This window comes from Helcobacillus massiliensis (genome assembly GCF_033106145.1).
Taxonomy (GTDB): Bacteria; Actinomycetota; Actinomycetes; order Actinomycetales; family Dermabacteraceae; genus Helcobacillus; species Helcobacillus massiliensis.
Genome location: NZ_CP136959.1, coordinates 1,396,999 through 1,408,876, shown reverse-complemented (window position 1 = coordinate 1,408,876; position 11,878 = coordinate 1,396,999). Strand labels below are relative to the sequence as shown.

11 protein-coding genes are annotated in these 11,878 nt (G+C 69.0%); 6 read left to right on the top strand and 5 right to left on the bottom strand.

The genetic code is table 11. The annotated features are described in order from the left end of the window. Nucleotides 1-45: 45 nt before the first annotated feature. From R3I40_RS06510 to R3I40_RS06485, 6 genes are all read left to right on the top strand, one after another. The gene (locus tag R3I40_RS06510) at nucleotides 46-504 is read left to right on the top strand and encodes a GNAT family N-acetyltransferase (protein ID WP_183374988.1); all 459 of its coding nucleotides are present in this window, start codon (nucleotides 46-48) and stop codon (nucleotides 502-504) included. Then, the gene (locus R3I40_RS06505; RefSeq protein WP_285262435.1) at nucleotides 504-1,793 is read left to right on the top strand and encodes an APC family permease; all 1,290 of its coding nucleotides are present in this window, start codon (nucleotides 504-506) and stop codon (nucleotides 1,791-1,793) included. Before R3I40_RS06510 ends, R3I40_RS06505 begins: the two co-directional genes overlap by 1 nt. Nucleotides 1,794-1,967: 174 nt before the next feature. Continuing rightward, complete coding sequence (gene dnaK / locus R3I40_RS06500; protein WP_183374984.1) at nucleotides 1,968-3,836, top strand: molecular chaperone DnaK; 1,869 nt, start codon at nucleotides 1,968-1,970, stop codon at nucleotides 3,834-3,836. Further along, nucleotides 3,833-4,498 carry a nucleotide exchange factor GrpE gene (grpE, locus tag R3I40_RS06495; protein WP_285262436.1) on the top strand — a complete coding sequence of 222 codons (666 nt, stop codon included), beginning with the start codon at nucleotides 3,833-3,835 and terminating at the stop codon, nucleotides 4,496-4,498. Before dnaK ends, grpE begins: the two co-directional genes overlap by 4 nt. 94 nt (nucleotides 4,499-4,592) lie before the next feature. Next, complete coding sequence (locus R3I40_RS06490) at nucleotides 4,593-5,615, top strand: DnaJ C-terminal domain-containing protein (RefSeq protein WP_285262155.1); 1,023 nt, start codon at nucleotides 4,593-4,595, stop codon at nucleotides 5,613-5,615. An 11-nt stretch (nucleotides 5,616-5,626) separates the two neighbouring features. Beyond that, on the top strand, nucleotides 5,627-6,067 hold the full coding sequence (locus R3I40_RS06485; RefSeq protein WP_285262156.1) for a heat shock protein transcriptional repressor HspR: 441 nt from the start codon (nucleotides 5,627-5,629) through the stop codon (nucleotides 6,065-6,067). A gap of 25 nt (nucleotides 6,068-6,092) precedes the next feature. Here the strand turns inward: R3I40_RS06485 and R3I40_RS06480 are convergent, their stop codons facing one another. The 5 genes from R3I40_RS06480 to R3I40_RS06460 form a co-directional block, all read right to left on the bottom strand. Beyond that, complete coding sequence (locus tag R3I40_RS06480) at nucleotides 6,093-7,148, bottom strand: glycosyltransferase family 4 protein (RefSeq protein ID WP_285262157.1); 1,056 nt, start codon at nucleotides 7,146-7,148, stop codon at nucleotides 6,093-6,095. Nucleotides 7,149-7,173: 25 nt separating this feature from the next. Further along, nucleotides 7,174-7,830, bottom strand: a complete 657-nt coding sequence (locus tag R3I40_RS06475) for a TVP38/TMEM64 family protein (RefSeq protein ID WP_285262158.1) — start codon at nucleotides 7,828-7,830, stop codon at nucleotides 7,174-7,176. 1 nt (nucleotide 7,831) lies between these two features. Beyond that, the gene (locus R3I40_RS06470) at nucleotides 7,832-9,085 is read right to left on the bottom strand and encodes a glycosyltransferase family 4 protein (protein ID WP_285262159.1); all 1,254 of its coding nucleotides are present in this window, start codon (nucleotides 9,083-9,085) and stop codon (nucleotides 7,832-7,834) included. 173 nt (nucleotides 9,086-9,258) lie between these two features. Next, the gene (locus R3I40_RS06465; RefSeq protein WP_285262160.1) at nucleotides 9,259-10,560 is read right to left on the bottom strand and encodes a carboxylate--amine ligase; all 1,302 of its coding nucleotides are present in this window, start codon (nucleotides 10,558-10,560) and stop codon (nucleotides 9,259-9,261) included. Nucleotides 10,561-10,614: 54 nt separating this feature from the next. Continuing rightward, entirely contained in the window at nucleotides 10,615-11,877 is a 1,263-nt protein-coding gene (locus tag R3I40_RS06460; protein WP_259923440.1) for a carboxylate--amine ligase, read from the bottom strand. Nucleotide 11,878 lies beyond the last annotated feature (1 nt).

Genomic DNA, 11,878 nt, shown 5'->3' with positions numbered 1-11,878 from the left:
CGGAACCGTGCGACTCAGCCATCCCCGTCCACGTAGGATCACACTGTGCTGATCAGCCCCGTCACCATCGCTCCGCTGAGCATCGACACCCTCCTCCCGTTCGCCGCCGCGCACCCCGACTGGGCCGAGGCGGCCCCGTACTGGATTCTGCTGCAGGACGCCGGGCGCTCCCGCGTCCTCGTGGCGCACGACCCGGGACCCGTCGGCATGGTGGAGATCGTGACCGCGGGGGCGGTGCCGCTCCTCCGCCACCTGGAGGTGCTGGCGGCGCACCAGGGCCGCGGCATCGGCACGCAGCTGCTCGCCGCTGCGGAGGCCGCGATCGCTGCGGAGGCCGAGCTCGCCGCCGCCGGTGCGATCCGCCTGCAGGTCGCCGCGGACAACCTGAGCGCCGCCGCGCTGTACCAGCGCTGCGGATACGTGGACACGGGCAGGAGGACCGCGGCGGAGGGAGAGCAGCAGCTGATCCTGGAGAAGCCGAGCGCCCACCCGGCGGTGCCGTGATGGCGGCCGTGGAATCCTCTGATCTTCGGCGGCGCCTCGGCATGGTCGACGCCGTCACCATCGGCCTCGGCTCCATGATCGGTGCGGGGATCTTCGCCGCGCTCGCTCCGGCCGCCGCCAGCGCCGGGAGCGGCCTGCTGATCGCGCTGGCGATCGCGGCCGTCATCGCCTACGCCAATGCCACCTCAACAGCGCGCCTCGCCGCGCTCCACCCGCGTGCGGGCGGCGCCTACGTGTACGGCACTGAGCGGCTCGGAGCACTGCCCGGCTTCCTCGCCGGCTGGTGCTTCCTCATCGGCAAGAGCGCCTCGGCCGCCGCGATGGCCCTCACCATCGGCTCGGCCATCGCTCCCGATGCCGCCCGGCCCATCGCGGCCGCGGCGGTCATCGCGCTGACGGTTCTGAACACGCGGGGCGTGCAGAAGTCCGCCCTGCTGACCCGTGCCATCGTCGCCGTCGTGCTGGCGGCGCTTGCGGCGCTGGTCGCCGCCGGGCTGCTGGCGGCGCTCGGCGGGGGCGGGGCCGACGGGGCCCTGCTGTCCCTCGGCTCCGACGCTCCTGAGGGCGCAGGCGGCGTCGTCGGGATCCTCGGTGCGGCCGGTCTGCTGTTCTTCGCGTTCGCCGGGTACGCGCGCATTGCGACGCTCGGCGAGGAGGTCCGCGAACCGGAGTCGACGATCCCGCGGGCCATCATCACGGCGCTGGGGATCGCACTTCTCGTGTACGCCCTGGTTGCGGTGACGGTGCTGCGGGCGCTGGGGGCGGAGCCCCTCGCGCAGTCGCCGGCGCCGCTGGTCGATGCGGCGCGGGCACTCGGAGGCACCTGGCTGGTGTGGGTGATGGCGGCGGCGATGGTGGTGGGATCCGTCGGCTCCCTGCTGGGCCTGATCCTCGGGATCTCCCGCACCGCGTTCGCCATGGCCCGCGACGGCCGCCTGCCGGGCGCGCTGGCGGCGGTGCATCCGCGCTTCGGGGTGCCCCACCGCGCGGAGATCGCGGTGGGCGTCGTGGTGTGCGCAGCGCTGCTGGTGGCGGATCTGCGCCACGCGATCGGGTTCTCCTCATTCGGAGTGCTGCTGTACTACGCGGTGGCGAATGCGTCAGCGCTGACGCTGACGAAGCGGGAGGCGGCGGGCACGAAGGCGATTCCGGCGATCGGGCTGGTGGGGTGCGTTCTGCTGGTCGTGTTCCTGCCGCTGACCTCGATCATCGCGGCGCTGCTGCTGATCGCGGTCGGGGTGGTCGTGTTCGCGATCGGCGCTCGGAAGCGCCGGCCCTGTGATCGCTGACACAGTCGGATCGGGCCGGGAATGAAAGCCGATCGGCGAAGGTTGAGCCTAGTGAACTCAACTTCAGTGCCACGCTGATTGACAACCCGAGAAGCGGGTCGTTTGACTGGGACTGTTCTTGAGCCGCAGTGACTCAATGGCCGGCAGGTCCGGCAGGAAGAAGGATCAGAACTTATGTCACGTGTTGTTGGTATCGACCTCGGAACCACGAACTCCTGCGTCGCAGTCCTCGAGGGCGGCGAGCCCCAGGTCATCGCGAACGCCGAAGGCGCCCGCACCACCCCGTCGGTGGTCGCGTTCTCCAAGCAGGGCGAAGTCCTCGTCGGCGAGCTGGCCAAGCGCCAGGCGGTCACCAACGTGGACCGCACCATCGCCTCTGTGAAGCGCCACATGGGCACCGACTGGAGCACGGAGGTCGACGACAAGAAGTACACCGCGCAGGAGATCTCCGCGCGCATCCTCGGCAAGCTCAAGCGCGACGCCGAGTCCTACCTCGGTGACCAGGTGACCGACGCGGTCATCACCGTCCCCGCGTACTTCAACGACTCCGAGCGCCAGGCCACGAAGGACGCCGGTCAGATCGCCGGCCTGAACGTTCTGCGCATCATCAACGAGCCCACGGCCGCGGCCCTCACCTACGGCCTCGAGAAGGGCAAGGACGACGAGCGCATCCTCGTGTTCGACCTCGGCGGCGGCACCTTCGACGTCTCCCTCCTCGAGATCTCCAAGGACGAGGACGGCTCCGCCATCCAGGTGGTCGCCACCGCCGGTGACAACCGCCTCGGCGGCGACGACTGGGACCAGAAGATCGTCGACTGGCTGACCCAGCAGGTGAAGAACAAGGAGGGTGTGGACCTCTCCAAGGACCGCATCGCCCTGCAGCGCCTGAAGGAAGCAGCGGAGCAGGCGAAGAAGGAGCTGAGCTCCTCCTCCTCGACCAACATCTCCCTGCAGTACGTGTCGATGAGTGAGAACGGCCCCGTCCACCTGGACGAGACCCTCTCCCGCGCACAGTTCGAGGACATGACCTCGGACCTGCTCGACCGCACCAAGGCACCGTTCCACCAGGTCATCAAGGACGCCGGCGTGTCCGTCTCCGATATCGACCACGTGGTCCTGGTCGGCGGCTCCACCCGCATGCCGGCCGTGACCGAGGTCGTCAAGGAGCTCACCGGCGGCAAGGAGCCGAACAAGGGCGTCAACCCTGATGAGGTTGTGGCGATGGGCGCAGCCCTGCAGGCCGGCGTCATCAAGGGCGACCGCAAGGACGTCCTGCTCATGGACGTCACCCCGCTGTCCCTCGGCATCGAGACCAAGGGCGGTGTGATGACCAAGCTCATCGAGCGCAACTCCGCGATCCCGACGAAGACCTCCGAGGTGTTCTCCACCGCTGAGGACAACCAGCCGTCCGTGGCCATCCAGGTGTTCCAGGGCGAGCGCCAGTTCACCCGCGACAACAAGCTGCTCGGCACCTTCGAGCTGACCGGCATCGCACCGGCGCCGCGCGGCATGCCGCAGATCGAAGTCACCTTCGACATCGACTCCAACGGCATCGTCCACGTGACCGCCAAGGACCGCGGCACGGGCAACGAGCAGTCCATCCAGATCACCGGCGGCTCCGGCCTCTCCGATGAGGAGATCGACCGCATGGTGAAGGACGCCGAGGCACACGCCGCGGAGGACGCCGAGCGCCGCAAGACCGCCGACGCCCGCAACGGCCTCGAGCAGACCGCCTACCAGGGCGAGAAGCTGCTCAAGGACAACGGCGACAAGGTCTCCGATGCGGACAAGACCGCCGCTGAGGACGCGATCAAGGAGGCCAAGGAGGTCCTCGCCAAGGAGGACGCCAAGGCTGACGAGCTCGAGGCCGCGCAGACGAAGCTGAACGAGGCTCTGCAGGCCGTGGGCACCGCGATCTACAGCCAGGCCCAGGCGGCCGACGGCGCCGAGGGCGCTGCCGGTGCCGATGCCGCAGGCGAGTCCTCCGATGAGGACGTCGTGGACGCCGAGATCGTCGACGATGAGGACGAGGAGAACAAGTGAGCCAGCAGGACGACCAGCGCGCAGGCGACGAGCCCGAGCGCCAGAACGCGCCCTTCAGCTTCACTGACAAGCGCAAGGTGACCTCGGACGGCACCTCCACTGCCCCGCAGGACGGTGCCGCCGAGGCCCCCACCGCCCAGCCGGACGCCGCCGACGAGCAGGGCGCTGCCGGCGACGGCGAGGTCGACGACCTCTCCGCCGAGGCGGGGCGGCTCTACGAGTCGTCCGTCGCAGAAGCGGACCAGCTGCGCGAACGCGTCGCCGAACTGGAGGAGGAGCTGAAGCGCGAACAGGCCGAGTACGTCAACTCGCGCCGCCGCATCCAGCAGAACGCCGAGGTGTCCAAGCAGAACGCCGTGGCGAACGTGCTGAACTCCGTCCTCGGCGTCATGGACGACATCGAGCTGGCCCGCCAGCACGGTGATCTCCCGGAGGGCACGCCGTTCGCCTCCATCGCCGCCAAGCTCGAGTCCGCACTGGCCCAGCACGGTCTGCAGCGGTTCGGCAAGGAGGGCGAGGAGTTCGACCCGCAGATGCACGAGGCACTCATGCATGAGGATCAGGAGGGTGCTGAGAGCACCACGCTGAAGGTCGTCATGCAGCCGGGCTACCGGATGAACGAGCGCGTGCTGCGACCCGCACGCGTCGGAACTCAGGGCTGAGCCCCGAGTCCCCACAGGAGCGGGCGGCGGGAGTCCCACCGGATTCCCGCCGCCCGCTTCCCATTCCACGACTTTCCACTCTTCAGGAGGCACAGTGTCCCAGCAGGACTGGCTGAGCAAGGACTTCTACAAGGTCCTCGGTGTGTCGCAGGACGCCAGTGCGTCCGACATCAAGAAGGCCTACCGCAAGCTCGCCAAGAAGTACCACCCGGACCGCAACCCGGGCGACAAGCAGACCGAGGCGAAGTTCAAGGAGATCGGCGAGGCCTATTCGATCCTCAACGATCCTGAACAGCGCAAGCAGTACGACGCCATCCGCGCCATGGGAGCCGGCGGAGCCCGCTTCGCATCCGGGCCCGGCGGCGCCGGCGGAGCGGGCGGCTTCGAAGACATCTTCTCCGCCTTCGCCGGCGGCGGCCGACCCGGCGGTGGGCAGGCCGGCGGCATCAACATCGAGGACATCCTCGGTGCGTTCGGTGGCGCCCAGGCCGGCGGGCAGGGAGGCTTCAGCCCCTTCGGCGGCGGAGGCTTCAGCGGCGGATTCGGTGGAGGCCACGGTCAGCAGGCGCCGAAGGGCGAGGACCAGCAGGCGCGGGCGCGCCTGTCGTTCCGCGATGCCGCGCTCGGCACGCAGATCTCGATCCCCGTCGGCGGCCGCACCGTGAAGACCCGCATCCCCGCGGGGGTGCGGGACGGCCAGAAGATCCGCCTGCGCGGCAAGGGCCACCCCAGCCCCTACGGCGGTGAGAGCGGTGACCTCATCATCATCGCGGACGTCGCCGCCCATCCTCTGTTCACGATGGACGGCTCGAACCTGCGCGTCACCGTGCCGGTGACGCTGCCGGAGGCGGTGTTCGGCACCACCATCGAGGTGCCGCTGCTCGAGGGCGGCTCGGTGAAGCTGCGCGTCCCGCAGAACACCCCGAGCGGACGCGTGCTGCGCGCCAAGGGCAAGGGCATCACCACGAAGTCCGGCACCGGCGACCTGCTCGTCACCCTCAGCATCGCCGTGCCCATCGAGCTCAGCGACGACGCCGAGAAGGCGCTGCGTCTGTTCGGGAAGGCGACGGAGGAGCAGAACCCCCGCGCCGGCCTGTTCGACGCCGCCGCGGAATGAGGTGACGGACCATGCCGCAGGGACTGGATCAGCACAAGGGAGTGTTCGTCATCTCCGTGGCCGCTGAACTGTCCGGCATGCACCCGCAGACGCTGCGGACCTACGATCGCCTCGGCATCGTGTCCCCGCAGCGGACGCGGGGCCGGGGCCGCCGCTACTCCGCCTGGAACATCGCCCAGCTGCGCGAAGTGCAGCGGCTCAGCCAGGAGGAGGGCATCAACCTCGCCGGCATCAAGCGGATCATGGAGCTGGAGCGCCAGGTGGAGGAGCTGCAGGGCCAGTTGGAGCGCGCCGCGGAGGCGATCATGCGCCTGCAGGGGCAGAAGTCGCGCGTGTTCACCGGCTCCGCCGACGGTGAGGTGACGCCGATCCGCCGTGGTGAGCGTCCGCCGGAGCGTCGACGCGGGGGAGCGCTCGTGCTCTACCGCGGCCAGCGCGGCCCGCGGGTATGACACCGGGGCCGACGGGGACCGCGCCTCAGGCGGGCAGCAGCGCCGTGTAGAAGTCCCGCCACTGGCGGGCCACGGAGTCGCGGTTGTAGAACTCGGCGCCGCGGCGCGCATCCGCCACGGCGGCATCGCGAACCGCGCCTGGTTCGAGGATGCGCTGCAGCTGCTGAACGAACCGGTCGATCTCACCGGGCGCGGCGTCGATCCGCGCCGCATAGTCGTGCAGGACGCCGTCGTAGTAGACGAGGTCGCGCACCACCACGGGCGTGTGCGCCGCCATCGCCTCCAGGATCGTCATCGGGAACAGTTCCTCGAAGGACGGCAGGAAGAAGGCGTCGGCCAGGTTGAACAGGACGTTCATCTCGCCCCGCGGCACCAGCCCCACCAGGTTCACGTTCGCTGGCAGCTCGCGCATCGCCCGGGTGATCTCCGAGTGCCCGGCGGTGATGCGGCCGAAGGAGAAATCACCGGCCCACAGGAACTGCACGTGCGGCAGGGCGCGCGCCACGGCGAGGAAGTCGAAGAAGCCCTTGCGGACCTGCAGCTGGCCCGCGCACAGCACCACGGGCCGGCCCGTCGGCACCCCGAAGCGCGTGCGCATCGCGGCAATGCGGGGATCGTCCGCCGCGAGGGGGTGGAAGTCATCCGCGGAGACGAAGTTCGGGATGAACGTGATCCCCTGCGGGTCCATGCCGTAGTCGTCGGCGAGCTTCGTGATGAACCAGGGGTTCACGGTCACCAGGTGCTGGGCGCGCCGGTAGAACGCGAGCATGTACCGGTCGAACACGGCGCGGGCAGGCCGCGGCATCCGGATCGAATCGTTCACGGTCTCCGGGATGAAGTGGACGTGCGCGACCGTTGCGCCGCGCCGCGCCGCCGGGATCATCGCCGCGAAGTACTCCGGGTTGATGGAGTGGAAGTGGTTGATGTCGCCGAAGCCGCCGCGCAGCCGGGCCCGGCCGAGGATGTCGAACTGGTCGGACAGCTCCCGCTCGATCAGCTGCACCTGCTCCAGGTAGGCGGAGCCCACTCCCTGGCCGGCAACGGAATCGGCTTTGGAGAAGGCGTGGATTGTGGGCTTCACTGAGGGTCCTTCGGTCAGGGGCGGGTCACCAGGGGACGACCGTGGCGAGCAGCGCGCTGATGCCGAGGCCGTAGGCGAGCAGGGTGGGGATCTTGCCCAACAGGATGATGATCGCGTACGCGGAGAACCGCATCTTCGTGGTGCCGGCGAGATAGCACAGCAGGTCGTCGGGGGCGACGGGGAGCACGATGGCGATCGCGAAGGCCCGAGCGAAGTTCCGGTGCCGGGTCCACCCGAGGTACTTCTCCACCAGCTTCTCGCTGAACAGCGTCTCGATCAGGGCCAGGCCGATGTGACGGGCGATGATGAAGTTCAGCAGCGACCCGGCGCACACCGCGACCCAGTTGATGATGGTGCCCGTGACCGGCCCGAACAGCACGGGGGCTGCGAGCACGAGGAGGCCGCCGGGCACGATGGGGAACACCACGGAGGCGAAGGACGCGAAGCCGAACACCAGCGGGCCCCAGAATCCGAGGGAAGAGATGAAGGCGCGCAGGTCGTCCTGCGAGGACAGCACCCCGCTCTTCAGCCCGGCGATGACGAAGCCGGCGCAGACCGCCAGGCCGATGAGCGGAAGGATGCGCGAGGCCCACCGGATCGCAGCGGAGTGCTCCTTCACTCTCTGCTGAGCGCGCGTCAGTTCAGCGGGACCACCGGCTGCGGTCTCGGCTGCGTGCGACACGTCAGGCGGCCTGCAGCTCGAGCTCGCGCCCGGTCATGAGATCGGTGAGAAGCATCTCCTCGGCGATCTGCTCCACCGACGGCAGGCCCAGCACCCGGCGGTACACGCCGAGCACGGCGAGGCCGAACGCCCGGGCACTGAACACGGCAGCCGCATGGGACGCGCCCTCATCACCCATCGCCCGCATGACGGCGGAGCTGGAGGTGATGGCATCGAGCCCGCGGCGGAACCCGTCGGCCGAGGTGAACGTCCACCCTGTCCGGCCGGGGACGACGACCTGCTCCAGGGATGGATCCTCGCGGCACAGCAGCGGCAGCCCGCACGCCTGCGCCTCGATGTAGGTGAGCCCCTGCGTCTCACTGAGGGAGGCGGAGACGAAGACGTCCGCCATCCGGTAGTACTCGGGGACGGCCGACGGGGCCACGAAGCCGGCGAATCGCACCGACTCCTGCACATCCAGGCGCTCCACAAGGCGTTCGAGCTCCGGCCGGTACGGGCCATCGCCCACGAGCACGAGAGTGGTGTTCTCTGCACCGGACGCGGCGAAGGACGCGATGACCTCGTCCACGTTCTTCTCCTTCGCCAGGCGGCACACGGAGATGAGGACGCGGTGGTGGGCGGGGATGCCGAGCTCAGCGCGCAGGCGCACGCTCTGCTCCCGCTCCGCAATCGTGGCGGCGGGACGGAAGTGCGTGAGGTCCAGGCCCGTGGGGATCACGGAGATCGGGGTGGTGATGCCGTAGCCCTGCAGCAGATCGGCGACCTTGCCGGTCGGGACGATGACGGCGTCCATCGCCGTGCACACCTTGCGGCTGAAGGAGGACACCATCTTCTTGCCCATGGTGCGCGAGGGCGAATAGTAGTGCGTGTAGTCCTCGTAGATCGTGTGGTAGGTGTGCACCACGGGGATGCGGAGGCTCTTCGCCAGGCGCTTCGCCCACAGGTGCGTGGAGAACTCGCACTGGGAATGGATGACATCGGGACGCCACTGCTCGAGCTCGCGGCGAATCCTGCGGTTCGAGCGGACCGCCAGGCGTGCATGGTCGTAGAACAGGGACGCGGACACGGACCCGAGACGGTACACCCCGTTCTCGATGGTGGAGCGGACGGACCCGGACAGCGTGAGGACGCGGACATCGCAGCCCAGCAGCTCCAGCTGCTTCTTCAGGGTGAGCACACTGGCCACCACTCCGTTCACCACGGGCTCGTACCAGTCGGTGGTGATCAGCACCTTCAGCGGTCGTTCCATCCTCATGCCCCCATCGTCACTGATCCGCGCGGCCGCGACCATCGTCGGAAAGTCGCGAGCTGATCCGACTTGAGGACGGCGGCAGCACGGCTCGGTTCCATCCCTGCCAGGCTACGGGCAGCAGTCGGCGGCGCGCCGGTGCGACGCCCCGGAGATTCCCCGGAGTGGCCCGGACGGGGTCAGAAGCCGTCGGCCGACGGCGACCGGTAGTGCTGGGCGAACTTCTTCACCTGGTTCGCCATCGCCGCCGCGACGTAGGCGCGGCGCTTCAGGCCCTCGGGACGGTACAGCAGCGGGTGGACCGTGGCACGCTTCGCGATCGCCTTCGCGCGTGACCGCAGAGACGGGTCCGTGACGTAGCGCCACAGCAGGGTTCTCGGGATGATCGAGTAGAGGATCTCCCGGGTGGGGCGGATCTGCTCGATGCTGCGCTGCTGCAGATGGTCCGCCACAGCCGGCAGCGCAATATTGGCGCCCGCCGCCGTCATGTAGACGTTGTTGCGGCCCACCCGCGGGTTCACCTCGAAGAACTTCGGCTGCCCATCGCGCGGATCCACCTTCACATCGAAGTTCGCGTACCCGCGGTAGCCCACATGCGTCAGGAACCGCTCCGCCTGAGCGAACAGCTCGGGCATGTCCTGCGTGATCATCGCCGCCGGATTCCCCAGGGCGCCCGGCGTGTGCTCCTCCAGCAGCACATGCGCTCCGCCCATCAGCGTGACCGCCCCGCGCTGATCCACATACGCCGTCACCGACCGCATCGCCGTGTCATCGCCCGGGATCATCTCCTGCAGCACGAAGCGGTCCCGGAACCCCGCCTCATGCAGGCGACGGACCAGATCCTCCAGCTGCGCGAGGTCGGCGACCTCGAACACCTTCCGCTTCCCGGGGAACTTCACATGCGCATACGCCGAGGAGCGGGACGGCTTGGCCACCAGCGGCCAGCCCAGATGCTCCACTTCCGGCACCGCCGGCAGAGCACCGTCGGTGAAGTCCACGATCACCGTGGTCGGAGTGGTCATCTCCACCTCGGCGCACAGCCTCGCGAACTCAGCCTTATCCGCCACCTGCTCCAGCAGGTCCTCCGGCAGCACCGGCAGCAGATAGTGCTCACTCAGCGCTTCCCGGTTGCGGACGATCAGCGCAATCAGCCAGTCCGCGTTCGCCAGCAGGAACGGCTTCGGACCTCCCGTCCGCGCCCGCTGCGCGGTGGCCAGGCGCCCGGTCTCCAGAGCGGCTTCGAGCAGCTCCGACTCTCCGGCCTCGGCACCCAGACTGCGGGCCTGCAGGATCGAGGAGTCCGCGACCGGTCCCGCCACGCTGCGTGTGATCACCGTGGCGTGAGTGCCGAACGCTTCGTGGAACGCGCGCGCGATCGCGTAGACGCCGATGTCACCGCCCAGCAGCACCAGCTGCACATGCTCGGTGTCGGAGTGGTCAGCCGGCGAAGGCGAAGCCGGAAGGGCGGAGGAACGGGTCATGGCAGACGAAGCTTTCGATCGGAGAGAAGAAGCGTGGCACAGGGCGGCGCGGGATCAGAAACCGGAATCCGTCGGCCGCGGATACACGCGCAGGTACTTGCGCACGAAGTTCGCCCCGGACACCACTGAGTACGCCTTGATCCACAGGCGCTCCGGGCCGTAGCGGAACGGGTTGCGCAGAGCGCGCCGCGCAATGCGGTCGAAGCGGCGCCGCAGGTGGCGGTCACGGATGTAGCGCCGCACCCACAGGCGCGGCACGATCGAATAGAGCACCTCGCGGTCAACGACGACCTGATCGAGGTCGACCCCGTCGATGCGGTCCGCCACGATGTGGCGCGACACCGGCTCGCCCGCGCCCGTCACGTAGTAGTTGTTGCGGCCGATGCGCGGGTTGATCTCCAGGAAGTACGCCTCGCCGGTGCGCGGATCCACCTTCAGATCGAAGTTCGCGAACCCGACGTAGTCCACATGGTCCAGGAACCGCTCCGCCTGCGCCGTCAGCTCCGGGAACGACCCGGTGATCATCGCCGCGGGACGGCCCAGCGCCTCCGGCGTGTGCTCCCCCAGCAGCACCTGCGCCGCGCACAGCAGCGTGACGCGGCCGCGTGTGGACCGGTAGGCCGTGATCGACCGCAGCGTAGTGTCGTCGCCCTCGATCAGCTCCTGGAACAGGAACCGGCCGCGGAATCCGGCGTTCGTCAGCGACTCCACGAGATCGCGGCGCTCCTGCTCGGACTCCAGCATGAACACCTTGCGCTTCCCGGGGAAGTCGACGTGGGCGTAGTCGCTGGTGCGGGCGGGCTTCGCCACCACGGGGAACTGCCACGGCAGCTCCTCGTGCCCGTTCCACCCCTCCTGACCGGCGCGGGAGAAGTCCACGGTCACAGTCGGCGGGGTGGGGATGTCCAGCCCCGCGCAGATCTCCGCGAACTCCGCCTTGTCCGCCAGCTGATCGAGCAGGCTCCGCGGGATCTGCGTGAGCAGGTAGTGCGGCTCCAGCTGTTCCCGGAAACGGTCGATGAACGCGATCAGCGTGTCATCGTTGGTCAGCAGCAGGGCCGGCCGGCCCGCAGGACGCCTGCGGGCCAGCTCGACGAGCGCCTCAGCGAACTCCTCATCCGATGTCCCCAACGGCAGCGCCACCGCATCCGCTGTGACCGTCTTCTCGTTCATCGCCACCGAGGAGCGCATCACGAAGGTGGAGCGCATCCCGTACTGGGCGTGGAAGGCGATCGCAAGGTTCAGGGAGTTCAGGCCCGCGCCGAGGATGACCACATCGAAGTCATCACGCGGCTCCGCCGGTGTGTGAGAGCGCATG